The 24,374-nt window shown below is 64.0% G+C and carries 24 protein-coding genes; 19 read left to right on the top strand and 5 right to left on the bottom strand.

Features of this window, described 5'->3' with window-relative positions:
- Positions 1 to 150: 150 nt before the first annotated feature.
- Positions 151 to 1,023 (top strand): MurR/RpiR family transcriptional regulator, encoded by an 873-nt coding sequence (locus BMX43_RS00365; protein WP_091295109.1) that lies wholly within the window; start codon positions 151 to 153, stop codon positions 1,021 to 1,023.
- Positions 1,024 to 1,070: 47 nt separating this feature from the next.
- On the opposite strand, the gene BMX43_RS00360 is transcribed toward BMX43_RS00365, so the two are convergent.
- From BMX43_RS00360 to iolD, 3 genes are read right to left on the bottom strand one after another with little or no spacing between them, the layout of a single operon-like run.
- Entirely contained in the window at positions 1,071 to 1,886 is an 816-nt protein-coding gene (locus BMX43_RS00360; RefSeq protein ID WP_091295104.1) for an SDR family oxidoreductase, read from the bottom strand.
- Entirely contained in the window at positions 1,883 to 2,776 is an 894-nt protein-coding gene (gene iolE, locus BMX43_RS00355; RefSeq protein ID WP_091295101.1) for a myo-inosose-2 dehydratase, read from the bottom strand. The genes BMX43_RS00360 and iolE overlap by 4 nt, the downstream gene beginning before the upstream one ends.
- Before the next feature lie 2 nt (positions 2,777 to 2,778).
- Complete coding sequence (gene iolD / locus BMX43_RS00350; RefSeq protein WP_091295098.1) at positions 2,779 to 4,650, bottom strand: 3D-(3,5/4)-trihydroxycyclohexane-1,2-dione acylhydrolase (decyclizing); 1,872 nt, start codon at positions 4,648 to 4,650, stop codon at positions 2,779 to 2,781.
- A gap of 108 nt (positions 4,651 to 4,758) precedes the next feature.
- On the opposite strand from iolD, the gene iolG reads away from it, so the two are divergent.
- From iolG to BMX43_RS00295, 11 genes are all read left to right on the top strand, one after another.
- Positions 4,759 to 5,766 carry an inositol 2-dehydrogenase gene (gene iolG, locus BMX43_RS00345; protein ID WP_091295096.1) on the top strand — a complete coding sequence of 336 codons (1,008 nt, stop codon included), beginning with the start codon at positions 4,759 to 4,761 and terminating at the stop codon, positions 5,764 to 5,766.
- Position 5,767: 1 nt separating this feature from the next.
- Positions 5,768 to 7,201 carry an NAD-dependent succinate-semialdehyde dehydrogenase gene (locus BMX43_RS00340; RefSeq protein WP_091295093.1) on the top strand — a complete coding sequence of 478 codons (1,434 nt, stop codon included), beginning with the start codon at positions 5,768 to 5,770 and terminating at the stop codon, positions 7,199 to 7,201.
- Complete coding sequence (locus tag BMX43_RS00335; protein WP_091295090.1) at positions 7,198 to 8,007, top strand: HpcH/HpaI aldolase family protein; 810 nt, start codon at positions 7,198 to 7,200, stop codon at positions 8,005 to 8,007. Before BMX43_RS00340 ends, BMX43_RS00335 begins: the two co-directional genes overlap by 4 nt.
- The gene (locus BMX43_RS00330) at positions 8,007 to 8,987 is read left to right on the top strand and encodes an NAD(P)-dependent oxidoreductase (RefSeq protein ID WP_091295086.1); all 981 of its coding nucleotides are present in this window, start codon (positions 8,007 to 8,009) and stop codon (positions 8,985 to 8,987) included. Before BMX43_RS00335 ends, BMX43_RS00330 begins: the two co-directional genes overlap by 1 nt.
- Positions 8,984 to 10,102 carry a Gfo/Idh/MocA family protein gene (locus tag BMX43_RS00325; protein WP_091295083.1) on the top strand — a complete coding sequence of 373 codons (1,119 nt, stop codon included), beginning with the start codon at positions 8,984 to 8,986 and terminating at the stop codon, positions 10,100 to 10,102. The genes BMX43_RS00330 and BMX43_RS00325 overlap by 4 nt, the downstream gene beginning before the upstream one ends.
- Positions 10,102 to 11,073 (top strand): Gfo/Idh/MocA family oxidoreductase, encoded by a 972-nt coding sequence (locus tag BMX43_RS00320; RefSeq protein WP_217643918.1) that lies wholly within the window; start codon positions 10,102 to 10,104, stop codon positions 11,071 to 11,073. The genes BMX43_RS00325 and BMX43_RS00320 overlap by 1 nt, the downstream gene beginning before the upstream one ends.
- Positions 11,074 to 11,102: 29 nt before the next feature.
- The gene (locus BMX43_RS00315) at positions 11,103 to 11,927 is read left to right on the top strand and encodes a TIM barrel protein (RefSeq protein WP_175481975.1); all 825 of its coding nucleotides are present in this window, start codon (positions 11,103 to 11,105) and stop codon (positions 11,925 to 11,927) included.
- Between the two features lie 162 nt (positions 11,928 to 12,089).
- Positions 12,090 to 13,112: a D-xylose ABC transporter substrate-binding protein gene (xylF, locus tag BMX43_RS00310; RefSeq protein ID WP_091295076.1), complete on the top strand. Its 1,023-nt coding sequence runs from the start codon at positions 12,090 to 12,092 to the stop codon at positions 13,110 to 13,112.
- 85 nt (positions 13,113 to 13,197) lie between these two features.
- Positions 13,198 to 14,499: a sugar ABC transporter permease gene (locus tag BMX43_RS00305; RefSeq protein WP_091295074.1), complete on the top strand. Its 1,302-nt coding sequence runs from the start codon at positions 13,198 to 13,200 to the stop codon at positions 14,497 to 14,499.
- On the top strand, positions 14,496 to 15,257 hold the full coding sequence (locus BMX43_RS00300; protein WP_091295070.1) for an ATP-binding cassette domain-containing protein: 762 nt from the start codon (positions 14,496 to 14,498) through the stop codon (positions 15,255 to 15,257). Before BMX43_RS00305 ends, BMX43_RS00300 begins: the two co-directional genes overlap by 4 nt.
- 44 nt (positions 15,258 to 15,301) lie before the next feature.
- Positions 15,302 to 16,372, top strand: coding sequence for a Gfo/Idh/MocA family protein (locus BMX43_RS00295; protein WP_091295066.1), 1,071 nt, complete (start codon positions 15,302 to 15,304; stop codon positions 16,370 to 16,372).
- A 192-nt stretch (positions 16,373 to 16,564) separates the two neighbouring features.
- Here the strand turns inward: BMX43_RS00295 and BMX43_RS00290 are convergent, their stop codons facing one another.
- Together BMX43_RS00290 and BMX43_RS00285 are read right to left on the bottom strand one after the other, a co-directional pair.
- Positions 16,565 to 16,969, bottom strand: coding sequence for a VOC family protein (locus tag BMX43_RS00290; RefSeq protein ID WP_091295061.1), 405 nt, complete (start codon positions 16,967 to 16,969; stop codon positions 16,565 to 16,567).
- A 112-nt stretch (positions 16,970 to 17,081) separates the two neighbouring features.
- Positions 17,082 to 18,110 (bottom strand): LacI family DNA-binding transcriptional regulator, encoded by a 1,029-nt coding sequence (locus BMX43_RS00285; protein ID WP_217643917.1) that lies wholly within the window; start codon positions 18,108 to 18,110, stop codon positions 17,082 to 17,084.
- 276 nt (positions 18,111 to 18,386) lie between these two features.
- Here BMX43_RS00285 and BMX43_RS00280 point away from each other — a divergent pair, with 276 nt between their 5' ends.
- The 7 genes from BMX43_RS00280 to BMX43_RS00250 all read left to right on the top strand — a co-directional run bounded on the left by BMX43_RS00280 (position 18,387) and on the right by BMX43_RS00250 (position 24,373).
- Positions 18,387 to 19,403, top strand: coding sequence for a sterol desaturase family protein (locus tag BMX43_RS00280; protein ID WP_091295052.1), 1,017 nt, complete (start codon positions 18,387 to 18,389; stop codon positions 19,401 to 19,403).
- Between the two features lie 96 nt (positions 19,404 to 19,499).
- On the top strand, positions 19,500 to 20,471 hold the full coding sequence (locus BMX43_RS00275; protein ID WP_091295045.1) for a substrate-binding domain-containing protein: 972 nt from the start codon (positions 19,500 to 19,502) through the stop codon (positions 20,469 to 20,471).
- Between the two features lie 80 nt (positions 20,472 to 20,551).
- Positions 20,552 to 21,559 (top strand): ABC transporter permease, encoded by a 1,008-nt coding sequence (locus BMX43_RS00270; protein ID WP_091295042.1) that lies wholly within the window; start codon positions 20,552 to 20,554, stop codon positions 21,557 to 21,559.
- On the top strand, positions 21,559 to 22,377 hold the full coding sequence (locus BMX43_RS00265) for an ATP-binding cassette domain-containing protein (protein WP_091295040.1): 819 nt from the start codon (positions 21,559 to 21,561) through the stop codon (positions 22,375 to 22,377). Before BMX43_RS00270 ends, BMX43_RS00265 begins: the two co-directional genes overlap by 1 nt.
- 95 nt (positions 22,378 to 22,472) lie before the next feature.
- The gene (locus tag BMX43_RS00260) at positions 22,473 to 22,784 is read left to right on the top strand and encodes a MocE family 2Fe-2S type ferredoxin (protein ID WP_091296948.1); all 312 of its coding nucleotides are present in this window, start codon (positions 22,473 to 22,475) and stop codon (positions 22,782 to 22,784) included.
- Position 22,785: 1 nt separating this feature from the next.
- Positions 22,786 to 23,559: a TIM barrel protein gene (locus BMX43_RS00255; RefSeq protein WP_091295035.1), complete on the top strand. Its 774-nt coding sequence runs from the start codon at positions 22,786 to 22,788 to the stop codon at positions 23,557 to 23,559.
- Between the two features lie 76 nt (positions 23,560 to 23,635).
- Positions 23,636 to 24,373, top strand: a complete 738-nt coding sequence (locus tag BMX43_RS00250) for a 3-methyl-2-oxobutanoate hydroxymethyltransferase (protein ID WP_245749333.1) — start codon at positions 23,636 to 23,638, stop codon at positions 24,371 to 24,373.
- Position 24,374: the final 1 nt, after the last annotated feature.

The following is a 24,374-nucleotide window of genomic DNA, read 5'->3' as shown; positions in this document are numbered from 1 at the left end:
CGGGGGCGGGTATTTGACTCGGCACGCCCCGCCTGCGGCCCTTGCATCAGGCGGTGCACTGTCAGTGCGTTGACAATGATCGCTGCGACGTGCTCGATGGTGGTTCAGTGCAGGGGGTTGACCGCCTGCAGGCAGAAGCAGGTTTTCGTCATGTCCTCATACCACCCACCGGAAACCTACGAAGCGCTGATCAAGCTGATTCACGACCGCTATAACGACATGAGCAAGTCTTATCAGAAGATTGCGCTGTATCTGACCCAGAACCCCAATGATGTGGCGGTGCTGTCGGTGAATGCCATCGGGCAGAAATGCGGTATCCACGCCTCCAGCTTTGTGCGCTATGCGCAATCTTTGGGCTATCGCGGGTTCAAGGAATTGCAGGCGGTGTTCCAGCGCCGGCTTTCGACGGCGGCGCCGGGATTCGATGCGCGGGTGCGGGCGCTGGAGGCGGAACTGGGGGGCGCGAAGGAAGGCGATCTGGGCTTTCTGTCCGATCTGGTGATGCGGGATGTGGCATCGCTGCAAGATCTGCTGGCCAATATGAAGACCTCCGACATGGAGACGGCGGCGGATCTGATGGAACGGGCCGATACCATCTATCTGATCGGGCAATTGCGCTCGGCCCCGGTGGTGGATCTGCTGCGCTATGTGCTGACGATGCTGGGCAAGCGCACCGTGCTGCTGGATCCGGGCGGCGGGCTGGCCACACATATGGCCAAGGTCGCGCGGCCCGGCGACTTGCTGTTCGTCGTTTCCTTCCGGTTCTACGCCACCGAAGTGGTCAACGTGGCCGAAGAAACGGCGGCGCGCGGCGTGCCGATCCTTGCGATCACCGACAGCACCCTGTCGCCCTATGCCAAGCTGGCGCAGGTGCTGTTCGCGGTGCCCGAACATGAATACACATTCTCCCGCTCGCTGGCGGCGCCGATGTGTCTGGCGCAGGCGCTGTGTGTCGCGCTGGCGTCGCGGTTGCAGAAGAACAGCAATGATCCGCGTATTCCGGTCGTGACCGGGCCAAGCTGATCTGGCGCCGCAGGCGGCGCCAGAACCGGGCTTCAGGCCAGTGTGCTTCAGGCCAGTGTCATGGGCCCGGCGGGCACGGGCATCCCTTCGGCCACGGCCCCCCAGACCGACTGGTCGAAGTTGACGATGGCCCCGGTCATCAGGCCAGCATCGTCGGACACGAGGAAGTTCACCGCCCGCGCGGCCTCTGCCGGATCGACCAGCCGACCGAAAGGCAGTTGGGCGGCTGCCTTCGCCTCCCAGTCCGGGTCGCCGCTTTCGGCCTGCAGGGCGCGTTCGTGATCCGAACCCATCCAGCCGACATTCAACTGGTTCACCCGGATGCGGTTGCCCATCACCGAAAACGCCGTGTTCGCGGTCAGCGTCGTCAACGCACCCTTGCTGGCGCAATAGGCGTTGATGAAGGGCTGGCCTGCCAGCGCCGAGATCGAGCCGATATTGCAGATCGCGCCTGCGATGCCCTTGGCGATCATCAGCCGGATCGCTTCTTGCATCAGGAAATACGGCCCGCGCACATTGGTGGCGAACAGAGCGTCAAAGGTTTCCGGCGTGGTGTCGATGATCGTGCCGCGCGCGGTGGAGGCCCCGGCATTCACCAGCACGTCAAGCCGCCCGAACAGGCGCTCGGTTTCGGCAATCACCATCCGGCAATCTTCGATCCGCGTGAAATCGGCTTGCAGGAAATGCGCCCAGATGCCGTGCGCCTCGGCGATTTCACGGGCGACATGGGCACCGCGTTCGGCATTGCGTCCGGTGATCACGATCCCGGCGGCACCGGCGGCGGCCAGCCGCCGGGCAATCGCCGCACCAAGCCCCTGTGTGGCCCCGGTGACCACACAGACCTTTCCGTCCATCCGGTTCATTGGACGACCTCGTAACCCGCGGCGGCCATGACGCGCAGCAGTTCCTTGTGGCCCTTGATCGCCATTTCCAGAGGCGGCGAGACTTTGGGGTCTTGCTCCGCTTCCACCACGAACCAGCCTTCGTAACCCTTGGCGGCCAACGCCTTCACAGTGGCCTCAAAGTCCAGCGAGCCATCGCCCGGCACGGTGAAGGCGCCCTTGACCACCGCATCAAGGAAGCTTTCGCGCGTGCGGTCCAGCCCATCCACCACAGACCGGCGGATGTCCTTGGTATGCACATGGGTGATGCGGGCATGGTGGTTCTCGATCACCCGCAGATTGTCGCCGCCCGCAAAGGCCATATGGCCTGCATCAAACAGCAGCGGCACGGTGGAATGCTTCATCAGCAGGTCCAGCTCCGCCTCGGTTTCAATCGCGGCGGCCATGTGGTGGTGATAGCTGATCGGCATCCCCTGCCCCGCGCACCAATCGGCGAAATCGCTGATCTTGCGGCCATAGGCGGCCACTTCGGCCTCGGTCAGCTTGGGCTTCGTCGCCAGCGGTGCGGATTTCACGCCCTGAATGCTGCGCGCGGTTTCGCCATACACGATGCAGGGCGCGCCCGCCGCCTTGAAGAAGGCAAGCTGCTGCGCGATGCGGTCTTTCTCGGCCTCGATGTCGCCCTCCAGCAACAAGCCGGAAAACCAGCCGCCGCAGACGCTGATGCCGTATTTCGACAGGATCGGGCCGAGTTCCGCCATATCCATCGGGAAGCGGCGGCCGGTTTCCATTCCGGTGAAGCCGGCGACCGAGGCTTGCCGCAGGCATTCCTCAAGGCTCACATCATCCGACAGTTCCGCCAGATCGTCATTCCACCACGCGATGGGGGCAATTCCAAGTTTTGCTTTCATAGTCAAACTCCAATGCGCTGTTTGGCGCGGATCGCATCTTGATGGGCACGGGCCTGGTTCACGCTGTCGCGGGTGGACACTTCGGGCACGCCCACATCCCAATCGGCATCCCCCGGCACCCAGGCATAGGCGTCGGTGACGATGGAAAGAACCGTGGTGCGGTCATTGCCCTTGGCCCATTCCATCGCGGTCTCGAAGTCTGCAAGGCTGTCGCATTTGCGGGTGGCGGCCCCCATCGCGGCAGCATGGGCGGTGAAATCGACATGCAGCGGGTTGTCGGCGTTCTGGATCCGGCAATCCTTCAGCAAGTTGTTGAAGCCCGGCACACCCTTGAATTGCTGCAAGCGGCTGATGACGGCATAACCGCCATTGTCGCAGACGATCACGATCATCTTGTGGCCCGACAAAACAGCCGAGTAGATGTCGGAGTTCATCATCATATAGGTGCCGTCGCCGAGCATCACGATGGGCGTGCCGCCCGTGGCCCCCGGCCCGTCCTGCGCCATGGCGCAGCCCCAGCCTGCCGCGATCTCGTATCCCATGCAGGAAAAGCCGAATTCCAGATCAAAGGTATTGGGCGATTTGACACGCCAGCCTTTGGCCACCTCGCCGGGGATACCACCTGCGGCAGAGATCAGCGTGTCGCTGTCATCGGCCAGCCGGTTCACCACATGCACGACCTGCGCATAGGTCGGCACCGGGGTATTGGTCGGCGCCTGATGGGTATCCAGCAGCGCGTCCCATTCGGCGAACAGCGCTTTTGCATGGGGAAGATGTGCCGGATCGGCGTGCCAGTCTCCCAGAGCCGCATCCAGATCGCCTACGGTTTCCAGCGCATCGCCCTGCACCGCCAGCGCGCGGTGCTTGATCGCATCGAACCGCGCGGCGTTGATCGAGATGAAGCGGGCGTCACGGGCAAAAGCTGTCCATGACCCGGTGGTGAAATCCTGCAACCGCGTGCCGATGGCAAGGATCACATCCGCCTCTGCCGCCAGAGCATTGGCGCTGGTCGATCCGACAATGCCGATCGGCCCGGCATGGACGGGGTGATAATGGGTCAGCCCGCCCTTGCCCGCGATGGTTTCCACCACCGGGATGCCGCGCTCGGCGGCGAATTTCGCCACCGCTTCTTCCGCGCCGGAATAGCGCACGCCCCCCCCGGCGATGATCAGCGGTTTCTTCGCGGTTTTCAGCAGCGCGGCGGCATCTGCCACCGCCTGACGATCCGCGCGCGGGCGCGGGATGCGCCAGACCCGCTCCTCGAAGAACTCTACCGGATAGTCGAAGGCCAGTTCCTGCGTGTCCTGCGGCAACCCGATGAAAGCCGGGCCGCAATCGGCAGGGTCCAGCATCGCCGCCACCGCTTGCGGAAGCGAGGCGATGATCTGCGCCGGATGGGTGATCCGGTCCCAATAGCGGGTGACAGCCTTGAAGGCGTCATTCGCGGTCAGGGTGGGGTCGTTGAAATGCTCCACCTGTTGCAGCACCGGATCGGGCAGGCGGTTGGTGAAGGTATCCCCGGCGATCAGCAGCACCGGCAGGCGGTTGGCATGGGCCGTGCCCGCCGCCGTCACCATGTTCAGCGCCCCCGGCCCGATGGACGAGGTGGCGACCATGATCTGCCGCCGCCGTTTCGCCTTGGCAAAGCCCACGGCGGCCAGCGCCATCGACTGTTCGTTCTGGCCGCGCCAGGTGGGCAACTGATCCTGCACCGCTTCCAGCGCCTCGGACAGGCAGGTCACGTTGCCATGGCCGAAAATCCCGAACACCCCGGCAAACAGCGGCACGCGGCTGCCCTCGATCTCGGTCCTCTGCGCCGTCAACCAGCGCACAAGCGCCTGCGCCATGGTCAGGCGAATCGTCGAGCGTTCCATGTCTCTCCTCCCGTGAAACTTTGGCGAGACCATAATCTCGCGCATTGCCTGTTGACAATAGGCATTTATAGCAATGATTATTGCAATGACTGAATCGGGAGGAAGACCATGACACGGATCGCTGTGCTCGGCTGCGGGCGCATCGGCGCAATGCATGCCGCCAATATTGCGGCCCATCCGCGCGCCAGCCTTGCAGGGGTATACGATATTTACCGCCCTGCGGCCGAGGCCGTGGCGGCCAAAACCGGCACACGGCTGTTCGACAGTGCCGAAGCCGTGCTGGCCTGCCCGGATGTGGATGCGGTGCTGATCGCCACGGCAACAGACACCCATGCCGATCTGCTGGAGGCCGCGGTGGCGGCGGGCAAGCCGATCCTGTGCGAAAAGCCCATCGACCTCAGCCTTGCGCGGGTCAACCAATGCGCCGCCCGCATTGCGGGCCGTGGCGTGCCGATCCAGCTGGGTTTCGTGCGGCGGTTCGATCCGGGTCACCGGGCCGTGCAACAGGCGGTGCGCGCAGGGGATGTGGGCGTCCTGCATCAGGTGGTGATCACCTCGCGCGATCCGGGGCTGGCGCCGGAAGGCTATCTGCGGGTGTCGGGTGGCATCTTCCGCGACATGACCATCCATGATTTCGACATGGCGCGCTTTGTGCTGGGCGAAGAGGTGACGACGGTTTTTGCCAGCGGCGCGCGGCTGGTGGCCCCGGATCTGATGGCGGATCTGGGGGATTTCGATACCGTCACCGTGGTGCTGACCACCGCCAGCGGCAAACAGGCCGTCATCACCAATTCGCGCCGCGCGACCTATGGCTATGACCAGCGGGTCGAAGCCTTTGGCGACAAGGGCATGGCGATTTCGGAAAACCGCCGCCCGCATGGCATGACCCTGCATGGTGCCGCGTTCACCGAACGGGCGGAGCCTCTGCTGAACTTCTTCATCGAGCGGTACCGCGAAGGGTTCGATGCCGAGATTGACGCCTTTGTGACGGCGGTTGAATCGGGCATCGCCCCCGAAGTGGGGTTCGAGGATGGCCGTCAGGCGCTGATCCTTGCCGAGGCGGCGCTGCGTTCCGCAACCGAGGGCCGTGTGGTCCAAACCGCCGAGGTGGCCTGACATGTATGACCGTTTTGGCCTGTTCATCGCCGGGGAATGGCAGCCCGGCAGCAGCACCGCCCCGGTGTTCAGCCCGGTGACCGAACAACCGTTGGGCCAGTGCCCGGTGGCCGACATCGCCGATACCGAGGCCGCGATTGCCAGCGCCGAGGCGGGTCTGCGGGCCTGGGCCGCCACCCCCGCCTTCACCCGCGCCGATGCGCTGCACCGCATTGCCGACGAGATGATCCGCCGCACCGACGAGGCCGCGCGGATGATCACGCTGGAAACCGGCAAGCCGATCGTGCAGGCGGGCCGGGAATGGGCGCTCTGCATCGACCAGTTCCGCTGGTATGCCGAAGAGGCGCGGCGGATCTATGGCCGCATCGTGGAATCCCGTGTGCCCGGTGGCCGGTTCGAGATCCACCACGAGCCGGTGGGCATCGTCGCCGCCTTCACCGCCTGGAACTTTCCCGCCGCGCTGATCGCGCGCAAGGTGGCGCCCGCGCTTGCGGCGGGCTGTTCGATCATCGTCCGTCCCTCGTCGCAGACGCCGGGCGTGGCGATGGTGATGGTTGACTGCGTTCGCGCCGGGACCCTGCCGGCCGGCGCAGTCAACCTGATCATCGGGCCGACGCAGGCCACCTATGCGCCGCTGATGGCCGATAAACGGGTGCGCAAGGTCAGCCTGACCGGATCGACCCGCGTGGGCCAGCAGATGATCCGCGATGCGGCGGATACGCTGAAGAAGGTCTCGATGGAACTGGGCGGCAATGCCCCGGTGATCGTCTATGACGATGCCGATCTGGAAGCCGCGCTGAACGTGGTGGTGCCGGCGAAATTCGCCAATGCCGGGCAGGTCTGCGTGACCGGCGACCGCTTCTATGTGCATGACAGCCTGCATGATGCCTTCGTGGCGGGCTTCGTCGAACGCGCCCGCACGATCAAGCTGGGCGACGGGCTGGACCCTTCGGTCGGCATGGGGCCGCTGATCAATGCAGGCCGGCTGGCCGAAATGGAAAAGATCGTGACAGGCGCGGTGCAGGCCGGGGCGACGATCGCCTGCGGCGGCCAGCGTGGCGCGGGGTTCAATGCCGGGCATTTCTTTGAACCCACGGTGCTGACCGATTGCACCGATGCCATGGCGGTGATGGCCGAGGAAAACTTCGGACCCATCGCCGCGATCACCCGGTTCAGCACCGAAGATGAGGTTCTGGCCCGGGCAAATGGCACGGACATGGGGCTTTCGGCCTATGCCTTCACCCGGAACCCCGCCCGCGCCCGGCGCACGGTGGCGGCGCTGAAGGCCGGGATGGTGGGGATCAACTCTTTCGCCATGGCGGCCTCGGAGGCGCCCTTCGGCGGCACCAACCATTCCGGCATGGGCCGCGAGGGCGGCACCGAAGGAATCCGCGATTACCTTGACGTGAAATCCAGCCAGATGGTGTGGGCATGATCCCGAACAAACTCAAGCAGCTCTGGTCCGAAGGCAGGCCCACGGTCAATGGCTGGTGCAGCATCGGCAACCCGTTCACCGCCGAGATCATGGCGGCGCAGGGGTTTGACAGTATCACCATCGACATGCAGCACGGCGCGCTGGATTACAGCGCCGTCCTGCCGATGTTTCAGGCGATGCGCGCCTCTGGTGCCACGCTGTTGGCCCGCGTGCCTTGGCTGGAGCCCGGCATCATCATGAAGGCGCTGGATGCGGGGGCCTATGGCATCATCTGCCCGATGGTGAACAGCGCCGAAGATGCCGCGCGTTTCGTCAGCTACATGCGCTATCCGCCTTTGGGGCAGCGCAGCTTCGGCCCCACCCGCGTCTCTTTTGCGGCGGGCGCGAATTACGCGGGCGAAGCGAATGAAAATATGCTGGCCTTCGCCATGATCGAAACGGCGGAAGGCATGGCCAACCTCGATGCCATCGCCGCCACGCCGGGGCTGGATGGCCTCTATGTCGGGCCTGCCGACCTGACGCTTTCGCTGACCCAAGGCCGTCTTGCCCCCGGGTTCGACCGTGAAGAGCCCGAGATGATCGCGGCGCTGCAAAGGATCGTGACCGCCTGCAAGGCCAATGGCCTGCGCGCCGCCCTGCATTGCGGCACGTCCGACTATGCTGCCCGCGCCATCGGCTGGGGGTTCGACATGACCACGGTCGGCGGCGACAGCCGCTTTCTGGCCGCTGCAGCCGGTGCGGCGGTCGCGGGCTTTCGCAAGCTGACCGAAACCGCCGGGAACCACGCTGAAAAGGGGGCCTACTGATGCCGCATGTGCTTGTTGCGGGCAAGATCCACCCCTCGGGACTGGCGCTGCTGCGTGGCGCCGCCGGTGTGAGCTTCGATATGGTGGAAGAGGTTTCGGAACCCTCTTACGCCCCGTTGATCGACAAGGCCGATGCACTGGTGCTGCGCACGCAGCCGCTGGGCGCGGAAACCGTGGCACGGGCGGCGCGGTTGCAGATCGTGTCGCGCCATGGCGTGGGGTTTGACGCGGTGGATGTGGCCGCGCTGAACGCGCGCGGCATTGCGCTGTCGGTGGTGGGCGATGTGAACACCGTTGCCGTGGCCGAACATGCCATGATGATGATGCTGGCCGCCACCAAGCGGGTGCTGCGCGCGGATCGGGCGGTGCGCGATCCCTCCGGCTGGGGCTGGCGCAACCGGCTGGAGGCGGGCGAGTTGGGCGGCAAGACCCTGCTTTTGCTGGGCTTTGGCCGGATCGGCCGTCAGGTCGCCAAACTGGCTGCGGCGTTTGACATGACCATCATTGCCCATGACCCTTGGCTGGAACGGCAGGGCTGGCCCGAAGGCGCGGTGCGTCCGGTGTCCGATCTGGGGCAGGCGCTGGCCTTGGCGGATGTGATTTCCGTCCATATGCCCAAGGCAGACCGGCCCGCGCTTGGCGCGGCGGAACTGGCGCAGGTCAAGCCGGGTGTGGTGATCGTGAACACCGCCCGCGGCGGCATCGTGGACGAGGCGGCCCTTGCCGTCGCCGTGCAGGAGGGCCGCGTGGGGGCGGCAGGGCTGGACGTGTTCGATGACGAACCCCCCGCGCCCGCACACCCGCTGCTGCGCTTCGATCAGGTGCTGCTGTCGCCCCATATCGGGGGATTGACCGCCGAAGGGGCCGAACGTCTGGCCATCCATTCGGTGCAGAATGTGCTGGATTTCTTTGCGGGGCGGCTGGACCCCGCGCTGGTTGTCAATGCGGGCGCGCTGGCCCGGAAGGAAGCTGCAAAATGACCAAACCCAAACTGCGCATCGGCCTGATCGGCACCGGCTTCATGGGCAAGACCCATGTCTTCGGCTTTGCCTCGGCCCCCCGGGTCTTTGATCTGCCCTATGATCTGGAACTGCACACGGTGGCCGACATCACCCCCGAGGCCGCTGCGAAAGCCGCCGCCGCCTTCGGCTTTGCCAATGCCACCGCCGACTGGCGCCGCATCATCGAAGACCCGGACATCGACGTGGTCGATATCACCGCGCCCAATGCCCTGCACAAGGAAATGGCTTTGGCCGCGATCAAGGCGGGCAAGCATGTCTATTGCGAAAAGCCCTTGGCGCCGCTGGCGCAGGATGCCTATGAAATGGCCTTGGCCGCCGAGGCGGCGGGGGTGAAGACGCAGGTCGGCTTCAACTACCTGTGCAACCCGATGCTGGCGCTTGCCCGCGACATGATCGCGGGCGGGGAACTGGGCGAGATCCGCGGCTATCGCGGCATCCATTGCGAAGACTATATGGCCGATGCGAATGGCCCCTTCACCTTCCGCCACGATCCGGCAGGTGGTGGCGCGCTGGCCGATATCGGCAGCCATGCGCTGGCCACGGCGGAATTCCTGTGCGGCCCGATCACCCGGGTGATGGGCGATTGCGTGACCATGATCTCCAGCCGCCCCGACGGCAAGGGCGGCACCCGCGAGGTGGTTACCGATGACGTGGGCCGCGCCTTCCTGCGCTTTGCAAACGGCGCCACCGGCAGCATCGAGGGCAACTGGATCGCCACCGGCCGCAAGATGCAGCATGACTTTGAAATCTATGGCACCAAGGGCGCGTTGGCTTTCAGTCAGGAACATTTCAACGTGCTGAACTTCTTCAGCGCCGCCGATGCCAAGGGCCGCCAGGGCTTCCGCCGGATCGAGGCCGGGCCGGATCATGCGCCCTATGGCCTGTTCTGTGTCGCCCCCGGTCATCAGCTGGGCTTCAACGATCTGAAGGCGATCGAGGTGGCGGGCTACGTCAACGCCATCGCCGGCAAGGCAGCCGAGCCGTTCAACTTCCGCAAGGGCCTGCGCATCCAGACGCTGGTGGAAACCATCCAGAGCAGCAGCCGCGACCAGCGCTGGCTGGATGTGGCGTGATGCTGCGGGTCGGGGTTATCGGCACGGGCGTCATGGGGGCCGAACATGCCCGCCTGTTGCGGCAAGAGGTGGCGGGGGCAACCCTCGCCGCCGTCTGTGACCTGTCGGCGGATCGGGCGGCGGCGGTGGCGCAGGGCGCGCGGGTCTTCACCGATGCGCAGGCCCTGATCGACGACCCGCAGATTGACGCGCTGGTCGTCGCCTCGCCCGATGCCACCCATGCGGGCTATGCGCTGGCCTGCCTTGCGGCGGGCAAGCCGGTGCTGTGCGAAAAGCCCATCGCCGCCACCGCCACCGAGGCGCTGCGCGTGGTGGAGGCAGAGGTGGCGCTTGGCCGCCGTCTGGTCACGGTGGGCTATATGCGCCGCTTCGATCCGGCCTATGCCGACATGGCGCAGACCGTTGCGGCGGGGCAGATCGGCGATCCGGTTCTGCTGCACAACATCCACCGCAATGCCGCCGCACCGGATTGGTTTACCGGCGCGATGTCGATCACCAATTCCTTCGTGCATGAGATCGACATCAGCCGCTGGCTGCTGGGATCGGAACCCGTGTCGGCACAGATCACGGCTGCGCCGGGCGGTGACCCGCTGATGATCACGATGGAGACCGACCGGGGCCAGATCATTGCGACTGAAGTGTACATGAACGCAGGCTATGGCTATCACGTTCACGCCCAGATCGTCGGGCGCGCCGGCACGGTGGAAATGGCCGCCCCGACGCTGACCACGGTCAACCGCGCGGGGCGGCATGGCCACGCCTATCCCGACAACTGGGTGCCCCGCTTCCGCGAGGCCTATCGGCGGCAGATGCAGGCCTGGGTCGATGCGGTGGGCGCAGGCCGCCCGGTGGGGGCCTCGGCCTGGGATGGCTATGTTGCAACAGCCATTGCAGAACAGGTCGCCGCCGCCCTGCCAAGCGGCGCGAAGGCCGCTCTGCGCGCCGATCCCCGCCCCGGACTTTACGCCTGATGCCCGCTGTTTTCACAGGAACCCCGCCCATGCCCATCCGTTTCGCCCTGAACCGCACCTGCGCCCCGCAGCTTGCGTTGCCGGAGTTCATTACCCTTGCCGCCGCCGCAGGCGTGCAGGCGGTGGAGATCCGCAACGATATCGAGGGTCGCGAATTTGCCGATGGCACCCCGGCAGCAGAGGTGCGGGCGCAGCTGGAGGCCGCTGGTCTGGCGGTGGCTTCGGTCAATGCCCTGCAACGCTTCAACGACTGGTCGCCCGAACGCGCGACCGAGGCCGAGGCGATCATCGCCTATGCCGCAGCCCTTGGGGCGCCGGGCGTGGTGCTGTGCCCGCGCCATGACGAAGGCCATGGCTGGACACAGGCCGAAGCCGAACACAACCTGCGCGACGGCCTACGCCAGTTGCGCCCGATCTTGCTTCATTACGGCGTGACCGGCTATGTCGAGCCGCTGGGGATGCGCGGCTCCACCATGAAACGGCAGGACATGGCGGTCGCCGCCGTCACCGACATTGACGGCTGGGATGCCTATCAGCTGTGCTATGACACATTCCAGTTCTATCGGTGCGGCGATGACCGGCTTTTCCCCGAACGGATCGGCCTTGCCCATATGTCGGGGATTTCCCGCACCGATCTGCTGCCCGGTGATCTGACCGAACCTGATCGCGGGCTGATCTGGCCCGATGACCGCGTTGGCAATGTGGCGCAACTGGCGGCCCTGATCGCGGCGGGCTATCGCGGGTATGTGTCGATGGAGCCGTTTGATCCCAAGGTGCAGACCGACCCCGATCTGCTGGCCCGGCTGCATGCCAGCCTCGCATTTGTCACGGCGCTGATCGGCGCGCAGGCGTGACCGGCTGTCGCGGGCGCCGATGTGCCCCGCCCCGGCTGTCCCGGAGTGAATTGATAATTGCAAAAAACAAAAATTGACAATGCAATGGATATTGCATCAGATATCGACAGGCGAAAATCGCCAACCGCCGGGAGGGCCGGTGATTCCATGGGAGGAACCTACATGAAAAAGACGCTTCTGCTCGCATCCGTCGCGGTGGCGAGCCTGACCTCGGCGGCATCGGCTGCGGATCTCAAGGTTTGTGTCAGCTGGTCGAACTTCCGCGAAGAGCGCTGGAAAACCGATGAAGCCGCGATCAAGGGGGCATTGGACGCCGCCGGGGCCGAATATATTTCGGCCGATGCGCAAACCTCGGCGTCCAAGCAGTTGGCCGACATTGAAGGCATGATCACCCAGGGCTGTTCTGCGCTGATCGTGCTGGCGCAAGATAGTGCCTCGATCGGGCCGGCGCTGGACGCCGCCGCCGATGCGGGCATTCCGGTCGTGGGCTATGACCGCATGATCGACGACCCGCGCGCCTTCTACCTGACCTTCGACAATGTGGAAGTCGGGCGGATGCAGGCGCGTGAGGTGCTGAAAGCCGCGCCGAAGGGGCGCTATGTGATGATCAAGGGCTCGCCCGTTGACCCGAACGCCGATTTCCTGCGTGGCGGTCAGCAAGAGGTGCTGCAAGCCGCCATCGACGCGGGCGATGTGACCATCGTTGGCGAAAGCTATACCGATGACTGGCAGCCCGCCAATGCCCAGAAGAACATGGAGCAGATCCTGACCGAGACCGACAACGGCGTCGATGCCGTCGTCGCGTCGAATGACGGAACCGCCGGTGGCGTGGTGGCCGCGCTGACGGCGCAGGGCATGGCGGGGATCCCGGTTTCGGGCCAGGATGGCGACATGGCGGCGCTGAACCGCGTGGCGCTTGGCACCCAGACGGTTTCGGTCTGGAAGGACAGCCGCGCGCTTGGCAAGGCGGCGGGCGAAATCGCGGTGGCGCTGGCCAGTGGCACGCCGATGGACAAGGTGGAAGGTGCGGCCCCCTTCACCTCGCCCGGTGGCAAGGCGCTGACCTCGATGCTGCTCAAGCCGGTGCCGATCACCAAGGACAACCTCAATCTGGTGCTGGATGCCGGGTGGATCACCAAGGAAGCGCTCTGCGCCGGGGTGAGCGGCGTGGCCGTCTGCGAATAAGGCCGGTCACGGCGCGGCGCCCCGCCTTACCTCGGGGTGCCGAAACAAAAAGATGCCGGGGGGCGTCTTCAGGGAGGAGAAAGACATGACGGATCACGGGCACACCGCCCAGCCGACCGCGTCAAAACGCAGCATCATCGACACGCTGGAACTGGATGTGCGGTTGTTGGGAATGCTGTTCGCCTTTGCGGCGGTGGCAATCGTTTTCACCATCTGGACAGGTGGCACCTTTGTCGGGCCGCGCAATGTTTTCAACATCGCCGTGCAGACAGTGCCGGTGGCGATCATGGCCTGCGGCATGGTCTTTGTGATCGTGGCGCGCCACATTGATCTGTCGGTTGGCAGCATGTTGGCGATGTGTTCCGCCGTTATGGCGATGAGCCAGACGCAATGGCTGCCTGCCGTGCTGGGCTTGCAATATGGCAACCCGGTGGTGTTGGTGCTGACCATCGTGATCGGCTTTGCCGCAGGCACCGCCATGGGGGCTGCAACCGGCTGGCTGGTGGGGTATCAGCGCATCCCGTCCTTCATCGTCACACTGGGCGGGCTGTTCGTCTGGCGCAATGTGAACTGGTTCACCACAAACGGCCAATCGGTATCGTTGACAGACCCGACCCTGCTGATGTTCGGGGGCACCGAAGGGGTGCTGGGCGCAGGCGCAAGCTGGGCGGTCGGGCTGATTGCCGCAGGCATTGCGGTCTGGGCCATTCTGGCGGCGCGGCGCACCAAGAAAAGCCATGGTTTCATCGTGAAGCCGATCTGGGCCGAGGGCGTGATGATGGCGCTGATCGTGGGGGCCATTCTGGCCTTTGTCGGCTGGCTGTCGCGCTACCCGATCCCCGCTGCCAAGCTGAAGCGCCTGTTCGAGGCGAAGGGCGAGGTACTGCCCGAAGGGTACAGCGCCATGCACGGCCTGCCGATCTCGGTGCTGATCCTGATCCTCGTCGTGGTGGCAATGACGCTGGTGGCGCGCAAGACCCGGCTGGGGCGCTATATCTTTGCCACCGGCGGCAACCCGGACGCGGCAGAGCTTTCGGGCATCAACACGCGTCTGCTGACCGTGAAGATCTTCGCGCTGATGGGGTTCCTCTGCGCCCTTGCCGCACTGATCGCGCAGGCACGGTTGCAAAGCCATGGCAATGATATCGGCATGTTGGAAGAACTGCGCGTGATCGCCGCCGCCGTCATCGGGGGCACCGCCTTGGCCGGGGGCGTGGGCACGATCTATGGCGCCGTGCTGGGCGCGCTGATCATGCAATCGCTGCAATCGGGCATGGCGATGGTGGGCGTGGACACGCCGTTCCAGAACATCGTCGTGGGCCTCGTGCTGATCGTCGCCGTCTGGGTGGACATTCTGTATCGCAAACGCATGGGGATCACGAAATGACCCGGAACGGACAAACCCCTCTGGTCGAAATGCGCGACATTTCCATCTCGTTCGGCGGCATCAAGGCGGTGGACCATGTGTCGATCGACCTTTACCCCGGCGAAGTGGTGGGCCTGCTGGGCCATAACGGCGCGGGCAAATCGACGCTGATCAAATGCCTGTCAGGCGCCTATCAGGCCGATGCCGGGCAGATCCTCATCAATGGCCAGCCGGTCGAGATCGCAAACCCCCGCGATGCCCGCAGCCAGAACATCGAGACGATCTATCAGACGCTGGCGCTGGCCGATAACCTCGACGCCGCCTCCAACCTGTTCCTGGGGCGCGAGATCCTGTCGCGCGGGCTGGTCGATGATGCGCGGATGGAGGCGGAGACCCGCAAGATCATGGGCCGCCTGAACCCCAATTTCCGCAAGTTCAACGTGCCGGTTTCGGCCCTGTCGGGCGGGCAGCGGCAATCGGTGGCCATTGCGCGGGCGGTCTATTTCAACGCCAAGATCCTGATCATGGATGAACCCACCGCCGCGCTTGGCCCGCATGAAACCCAGATGGTGGCCGAGCTTATTCAGGAGTTGAAGGCGCAGGGTCTGGGCATCTTCCTGATCGAACATGACATCCACAGCGTGATGAAACTGTGCGACCGGGCCAGCGTGATGAAAAACGGCCAGCTTGTCGGCACGGTGAAGGTGGACGAGGTGACGGATGATGATATCCTCGGCATGATCATCCTTGGCAAGAAACCCGCCCATCTGGCGGCCTGAACCGCGCCGCAAGGCGCGCTTCTTCCCTTTTCAGGAGATTTTCCATGATACGCTATGCCGTCATCGGCGCGGGCTGGATCTCGCAAGAGGCCTTCATGCCCGCGGTGGCCGCAACCGGAAATTCCCGGATGCAGGCCATCGTTTCGGGCAGCCCCGAGGGTGCGCGCCGTCTGGCCGCGTTTCACGACGTGCCCGAAGTTCTGGGCTATGCCGATTACGATGCGCTGATCGCCAGCAATCGGATTGACGCGGTTTATATCGCGCTGCCCAATTCTCTGCATGCCGATTACGCCATTCGCGCGCTGCGGGCGGGCAAACATGTGATGGTGGAAAAGCCGCTGGCCACCACGCTGGCCGAAGGCGACGCGATGATCGCCGCCGCGCAGGAAAGCGGTGCCTTTCTGATGACCGCCTACCGCCTGCACAACGAGCCGGGCACCCATGCCCTGCTGGAAACCGTGCGCTCGGGCCAGATCGGGGCGCCCGTCTATTTCGCATCGACCTTCGGGTTTCAGGCGCAGCCGGGCAATCATCGCTTGCAAGCAGGCCATTGGGGCGGGCCGTTGCAGGATGTCGGGGTCTATTGCCTCAATGCCGCGCGGCATGTGTTCGGCGCCGAACCGATCAGCGTGCAGGCCATGGCCAGCCGCCCGCCGCAGGATGCCCGCTTTACCGAAATTGATGCCAGCCTTGCCGTCACCTTGCGGTTTCCCGGCGAGCGGCTGGCGCAATTCTTCTGCTCGTTCGGGTCGGAGATGTCGGAAACCATCCGCATCCTTGGCACAGCGGGCGAGATCGTGGTCGATCCAGCCTTTCGCTTTGAATCCGCCATGACGTTTCAGATCCGAAAGGCCGGGGGCGTGACCGAGCGCGCCTTCCCGCATGTCGATCATTTTGCCGGCCAGATCGCCTATTTCTCGGATTGCATCCTGCAGGGCGTGCCGCCCGAGGCGGACGGGCATGAGGGGCAGTCGGATATGCGGGTGCTGCTGGCCATCGAAGAGGCGGCTCGCACGGGGGCGACCATCCCCTTGGCGCCCCAGCCCTTCCGCCACGACATCACGCCAGACATGCTGCGGTCATTCCCGACAACGCACAAACGCCTGCTGCTGTAAGCCGGGTCGGCGCGCTCAAGGCACGAAAGACAAGGCAACCAACCCTCTGCCGCCAATATTGTCCACGCAGGATGCCGTTCTCGTGCGTGGCAGATGCGATTGCCCGGCTGCCGTGCTCCTTCTGACCCTCGATGACGTTCCCTTGGGCGTCCTCGGGGAAATCTGCCAGAAGCGAACAGCCCGGGCTGCTGATCAGCGCATCCGGGCCGACGGCGCCGCAAGATCCTCATGCAGGCAGAGGATGTTGCCCTCGGGGTCGCTGAACCATGCCGCCTTTTCCGAGCCCAACACGCAGACGTGCCCGACCGTCTTGAAACCCGGCAGATCATAGTCCGCGAAGACCACGCCACGGCTTTCGAGATCCGCAATCGCGGCCAGAATGTCATCTACCCTGAAGCTCAGTGCAGTATGCTCGGCCTTGGTCCCTTCGGGTTTCGGGAACAGCGCGATTTCGGCGCCACCGCAGTGATAGACGATCTTGCCATCGGGTCGTTCCTCGCCCGACGGAAGCGCAAGTGCACGCTCATAGAAGTCGCGCGCCCGTACCACATCTCGAACCGGAAGCATCACTGTCACCTGACTGGCATTGAGTTGCATGGCACCCTCCTCGCCTTGGACATATGCAGTTTACGCTCCCCTGCGATTCTGCGCCAGCGTTCTTGCGGCGTCAGCGCAGCGGAGCCGGGCGCCTCACACGGCGATCATGGGCCTAAAGGTTCTCGCGTGTGTAAAGCTCGAACGGCACAATGCGGGTCAGGTTCGCGCCGGATGCGGGCGCGGCACAGGCTTTGATCATCACGTCCAGCGCCTCGCGGGCCAGCCGGTCCAGCGCGTGTGAAATGACAAGGGTCATTGTCCCGTCCAGAAGTGCCATCCGGGTCACGTCGAACAGATCGTAACCCACCGTCACGATCTGCCCCGCCCGCCCCAGCCCCCGCAGCGCCGCCAAGGCCCCGCTTATCCCCCCGCCCGAGACATACAGCCCGGCAAGGTCAGGATGATCGGTCAGCAGCCTTTCCGTCATGTCCTGCGCAATGGCCGCGGCCTCGAAGGTCGAGACCGGCTCCAGCAAGGTAAAGCCCGCCGCATGTTCCCGGAAATAAGAGCGGAACCCCGCCTCGTTCATTTCCTGATTGCGGTAGCGCGGGTTGCCCATGAGGATGCCGATCTTGCCGGGGCCCTTGCAGACATTCGCAAAGGTCCAAGCGGCGGTGCGCCCGACCTTCCAGTTGTCCAGACCGATATAGGGCACCTGCCCGCTGGCCGACAACTGCCCCACAAGAGCAAAGACCTGCACACCGCGCGCCTGTATGTGCGCCACGGCCTCGGTGACTGTCGGGTGAACGGCGGCGACGATGCAAATGGCCTGACAATGCTCGGCCAGGTTCAGGGCGCGTGCTGCGGTATTTTGTGGCGCCAGATCTTCCAGAAACTCGATCCGCAGGTCGATCTCGGCGCCCATCGTCTCGGCTACGGCGCGGCGCAGGGCGGCGGCAATATTCTGGTAGAACGGGCGGTGCGGCTGTAACAGCAGGACGCCAAAGCGGTATTTCGGGCGACTGGCGGCCACGCGGGACTGGATGGTTCCCAAGCCATAGAAGCCGATTCTCTCTGCCGCTTCCTGCACCAGAAGCCGGGTCGGTGCCCGCACATTGGCTGCGCCTGCCAAAACCCGGTTCACGGTGGCAACGGAAACGGCGGCCGCATTGGCCAGATCACGGATCGTGGGGCGGGTCATCTGCAGCACATCTCAAATCATATCATTTGTGATACCAGATGATACATTTGAGACGAAATTAAGCAAATAAAAATTCCATTCTTGATCGGTCGTGGAATTGAAAGTCTAACCATCATCCATGCGGCGCCTTGCAGGGCCACCCCCGACAGACGCCGCAGCAGGGGAAATTTACCAAAGCACCGGGCTGCAAAGCCAGACCGCGCACCGTGCGTAACGGGCACGGCGTGACCGCGTATTTTCTCTGCAAACCAGTCGGTTAATAGACGGAGGTGAAAGATGGACGATCTGAAATTCGGCACCCGGAACAAACGTGGCGACTGGGCCCCGTCTGCGGTTCTGGACGTGCCACCGTTCTGGAAGCGCCCGTTCAGCCTGCCGAAAGTCCTGGCCTGGATCCCGGAATACCTGTTCCCGTGGAATGCCTTCCACATGGCCACCACGCTGATCTGGTGGTTCTATGTCGTGCCCGATGTCGAGGTGATGAAAACCCTGTCCTTTGGCTGGGCGCTCTGGCTTTACGCCGTGAACGCTGCCGCGATCTTCGTGTTTTACGGCGGGGTGGAGCTGTTCTGGTATGTAAAGAAAAAGCAGGGCACGCGGTTCAAGTACAACGCGAAATTCCCGGCCGAACAGCCTTCGGATGTGTTCTGGTTCAAATCGCAGAACATCGACAACTTCCTGCGCAGCTTCTTCCTCTCGATCCCGCTGTGGACGCTGGTGCAGGTGATCTTTCTGCACGCCTATGCCACGGGCGCCGTTCCATGGTTGACCTGGTCTGACAACTGGCTGTGGCTGGTCACGCTGACCCTGTTGGCCCCGGCGATCCATGAGGTGCATTTCTTCTGCATTCACCGCCTGATCCACACGCCGTTGCTTTATAAATGGGTGCATTCGGTGCACCACAACTCGGTCAACCCCAGCCCGTGGTCTTCGCTGTCGATGCACCCGGTCGAAGGCTTCCTGTATCACGCCGTTGCGCTGTGGCACCTTGTGATCCCCTCGAACCCGATCATTGCAATGTTCCAACTGCATCTGGCGGGGTTTGGCGCGGTGAATGGCCATATCGGGTTCGACAAGCTGGAGATCACCGAAGACAGCACTTTGGACAGCCACGCCTACGCCCATTACCTGCACCACAAGTATTTCGAAGTGAACTATGGCGGCGATGGGCTGATCCCTTTGGACAAGTGGTTTGGCTATTTCCACGACGGATCGAAAGCGGGCGATGCGCAGATGCAGGCCCGGTTCGAGAAAAAGAAAGCGCGGATGAACGCCAAGGCGACGCGCGGATGATCCATCCCCGCTGACCCGGCAGGGAGGCCGGGTCAGCAGGTCAACCCAAAGATTGAAAACCCGCCACCAACGGCGGGACAAGGGAGGAGACGACACATGAGCTATATGAAAACCCTCGCCAAGGCATTGGCAACCACGGCCCTGATCAGCAGCGCTTCGGCGGCGATGTCGGCCGATATCGCGGTGATCGGCGGGTCGAATGACGATGCCTTCTGGAACATCATCAAGAAGGGCATCGACGATGCCACCCCCGGCGTCGTCGCCAATGGCGGCAGCGTGAACTACCTGCGTCTGGTGAATTACGACAACTTCGCCCCCGATGTCGTGCAACTGATCCGCACCGCGATCTCGATGGAGGTTGATGGTCTGGTCATCCCGAACTGGGTACCCGAGGCGGAAGATCCCGCAATCAAGGATGCGATCGCCGCAGGGATCAAGGTGATCCTGATGAATGCGGGCGGCGCTGACAAGGCGACCGAACTGGGCGCGATCAACTATGTCGGCTCTGATGAATATGTGGCCGGTCTGGCCGGGGGCGAGTATTTCGGCAAGGGCGGGCAGAAGAATGTGCTCTGCATCAACACCCTGCCGGGCGCATCCAACACCGAGGCCCGCTGCAAGGGCGTGATAGATGGCGTGACCACCGCAGGCGGCAAGGGTGCGCAACTGCCGCTGCCGACCACCAGCTTTGGCGATGCCACCGCCGTGGCCGAGGCGATCAAGGCGGAACTGCTGAAAGATGAAAGCATCGACGGCGTCATCACCATCTCGGCGGGCGACGCCGACAGCGCGGCCATCGCGGTGGATCAGGCGGGCAAGGCGGGCAAGACCCTGCTGGGCTCGTTCGACATGAACCAGGCGGGTCTTGACCGTATCAAGGGCGGCACCCAGGCCTTTGCCATCGACCAGCAGCCCTATCTGCAATCCTTCCTGGCGGTCAGCCTGTTGGCCTCGCATATCGACTTTGGCACCGACCTGCCGGTGTTCCCGGTGTTGACCGGCCCGGGGATTGTGGATGCGTCCAACATCGACGCCACGCTGGCCGGGGTGGCCAAAGGCGCGCGTTGATCTGACACTGGTCCGGCCCCCGCCACGGGTTGGCCGGACCCCACACCTCGCCCGTTTTTCGCAGCCATTCCGGGGGCATCATGTCCAGAACCTTTTCCTTTGGCGCCCTTGCGCGCCGCCCCGAAGCGGGGGCCGCGCTTGGCCTTTTCGCCGTCCTCATCTTCTTTGCCATCTTTGGCGGAGTCACCTTCCTGAAACCCTCCGGCATGGCAAGCTGGCTGAACGTTGCCGCAAACCTTGGCGTCATCGCCATTCCGCTGGGCCTGTTGATGATCGCGGGCGAGCTGGACATCTCGGTCGGGGCCATGGTGCCCTTTGGCGCGATGACCGTTTCCGTGATCTCGGGTCATTACGGGTTGCCGATCTGGATGGGCATTGCTGCGGCGCTGTCTTTCGGCGTGATCGTCGGTCTGGTGAATGGCTTTCTGGTGATCCGCACCGCCGTGCCGTCTCTGATCGTGACGCTGGGCACCCTGTTTGCCGTTCAGGGCGTCGTGCTGGGCCTGACTGTGCTGATCACCAAATCCACCTCGGTCGCCCTGAAAACCGAAGGCGTGGCCAAGGTGATGTTCGGCGATTTCGTGCTGGGCGGGCAGATGCAGGTCATGGTGCTGTGGTGGCTGGGGCTGACGGCGCTGTATGTGTTTTTTGTCCACCTGTCGCCCTTCGGGAACTGGGTTTTCGCCATGGGCGGCGACAAGGTTTCGGCCCGCAACGCCGGCATCCCGACCGAGCGGCTGACCATGGTGCTGTTCGTGCTGTCCTCCACCTCCGCCGCCTTTGTCGGCATGTGTCAGGCGATCCTCTACAACTCGGCCCAGGTGGCGGGCGGGCAGTCGTTCATCTTCAACGCGATCATCTCGGTGGTGGTGGGGGGCGTGCTGCTGACGGGGGGCTTCGGGTCGGTGATCGGGATCTTCTTCGGCACCATCACCTTCGCCATCGTGACGCAAGGCATCTACTACACCGATTTTGACCGCAACTGGTCGTCGCTCATCATCGGCGTGCTGCTGTTGGGCGCAGTCTTGATGAACAACACCTTCCGCAAAATGGCGCTGTCCTATGCGCCGAAGAAAGGGGGCAAGTGATGGCCGCACCAATCCTTGCGCTGCGTGGCGTCAACAAATCCTTCGGCCCCATCGACGTGCTGCATGACATCACGCTGGAGGTCCGCGCGGGCGAGGTTCTGTGCCTGCTGGGCGACAATGGCGCCGGAAAATCCACGCTGATCAAGATCATGTCGGGCGTGCACCAACCCAGCTCCGGCACCATCGAGATGGATGGCACAAGCGTCAGCCTGCCGACCCCGCGCGCCGCATCTGAAAAGGGCATCGCCACGGTGCACCAGTTCGGTGGCACCTTCCCCCTGATGTCCATCGGTCGCAGCTTTTTCGTGGGGGTAGAGCCGACCAGGGGCTTCGGGCCGTTCAAGGTCTATGACCGCAACCGCGCCAATGACATTGCCGTCAAGGCCGTGCGCGATTTCGGCATCACCCGGATCGACGACGGCGACCGTCTGGTCGGCGGTCTGTCAGGCGGCGAACGTCAATCGCTGGCCATCGCCCGCGCCGTGCATTTCGGCGCGCGGGTACTGATCCTGGATGAGCCCACCGCCGCGCTTGGTGTCAAGCAGGCGACCCATGTTCTGCGCATCGTGAACGAGGCGAAACGGCGGGGCCTCGCGGTGATCTTCATCACCCATCAGGTGATGCACGCCATGGCGGTGGGCGATCACTTCGCGGTGCTGATCCGCGGCGCGGTCGCCGCCGACTTCCACAAGGGCGAAAAGACCCGCGAAGAAATCACCGATCTGATGGCAGGCGGGGCCTCGATGGCCAGCCTCGAGGCCGAGATTGAAAGCTACATGAACAGCCATGGCGGCCACCCGCCGCCCCCGGCGCAATAGTCTCCCCGTCGGTGTCCAGTTTCCCCCGGACACCGATCATCGCCCCGGCCCGATCCTCACCGGGCCGGGGCACCCAAAAACCGATGGATCTGATCATGCCCAACTGGATACGCGCCTGCGCCACCACCGACATCGACCTTGACGATCTGATGCGCTTTGATCACGGCGCGCAGACCTTCATCATCATTCGCAGCGAAGAAGACGAGTTCTTCGCCATGGACGGCATTTGCAGCCACGAAAAGGTGCATCTCGCCGACGGGCTGGTGATGGAGGGCACGGTCGAATGCCCCAAGCACAGCGCCACCTTCTGCTACCGCACCGGCGAGGCCAAACGCGCGCCCGCCTGCATCAACCTGAAAACCTTCCCCGTCAAAGTCGAAGACGGCGCTGTGTATATCGAGATCTGACATGACATTCCCCCTTGCCGCCTGCGCCGAAATGCTGTGGCGCGACCGCCCGATCGAGTGGCGCGCGTCGCGTCTGAAAGAGATGGGCTTTGGTGTTGGCCTGTGGAACTGGCCCGCTTGGGATCTGGCCAAACTGGAAGCCACGGGGGCCACTTTCACCATCATGAATGGCTATCTCGAGGGTCGTCTTGCCGATGATGCGGGCGCTGACCTGCTGCTGGCCTCGGCGCGTGAAACCGCGCAGGTGGGCAAACGGCTCGGCGTGCACCGGCTGAACCTGCACGGCACGGGGCTGGGTGATGGCGGCATCCCGATCTGGCAGACGCAGGTGGTGACGGGCGCAATGTGGCTGAAGGCCCGCGACACGCTGAACCGCATCTGCGATCTGGGGGCGGAACTGGGCGTGGTTTTCACGCTGGAAAACCTGAACCTGCTGGATCATCCCGGCTGCCCCTTCGGGTCAACGGCCGATGTGCTGGCGCTGGTGTCCTCGGTCAATCGCCCCGAGCTTCGCATCAACCTTGATCTCTACCACACCCAGATCGGCGAGGGCGATCTGATCCGCTGGTGCGAGAAATGCCTGCCATGGATCGGCGAGGTGCAGGTGGCCGACAACCCAGGCCGCTGCGAGCCGGGCACGGGCGAGATCAACTATCACGCCATCGCCAAGGATTTGAAAACCATGGGCTATTCCGGCCCTGTCGGCCTTGAAGGCTTTGCCAGGGGTAATGAAGAGGCTGCCCTCGAAGCCTTCCGCAACGCATTCACGGTGTAACATCATGGTCCACAAAGCCAATCGCCCCACGGTCCACGACATGCGGGCCATGAAAGCGCGGGGGCAGAAAATCAGCATGCTCTATGTCACCACGCTGGAGGAAGCCGCCGCGGCCGATGCGGCGGGCATCCACATGCTGTCGATTGAAAGCCGCTTCTTCACCCCTGAGATGCGCGAGGCGGCAGGCCGCTGTTTCGTGCAGGTCGGTCTGCCCTTCGGCCCCTATGGTGGGCTGGCGACGGCGGAAGACTACCTCCGCGCGGCGTTCAGATTCACCGCGATGGGGGGCGATTGCTTCTACTGCGCCGCCAGTCTGGATATCCAGAAGGCGCTGTGCGACAACCACATGCCCGTGGTCGCCCATGTCGGCCTGATCCCCAGCTACATCACCTTTACCGGCTGGCGCGCGGTGGGCAAAACCGCTGCCGAGGCACGGTCGGTCTGGGACCATGTGAAACAGCTGGAAGCCATCGGCTGCTTTGGGGCCGAGCTGGAGGTGGTGCCGGACCGTCTGGGCGCGCTGATCTCGCAAAACACCCCGATGATCATGCTGGGCATGGGCGCGGGCCCCGGAGCCGACGCGCAATATCTGTTCGCCGAAGACGTGCTGGGCTGCACCGATGGCCACAAGCCGCGTCATGCCAAAACCTACCGCACCTTCGCCGCCGAATACGCCCGGCTGCAAACCGAACGCATCGCCGCCTTCCGCGAATTCATCGCCGACGTGAACGCAGGCAGCTATCCCGAACCGCAGCACAACGTCGCCATGGCAGACGCTGAATTCGCCGCTTTCAAGGCCGATCTGGGCCTGTAAC

The sequence above is a fragment of the Gemmobacter aquatilis genome (assembly GCF_900110025.1).
Taxonomy (GTDB): Bacteria; Pseudomonadota; Alphaproteobacteria; order Rhodobacterales; family Rhodobacteraceae; genus Gemmobacter; species Gemmobacter aquatilis.
This window is presented reverse-complemented; position numbering and strand designations above follow the sequence as displayed.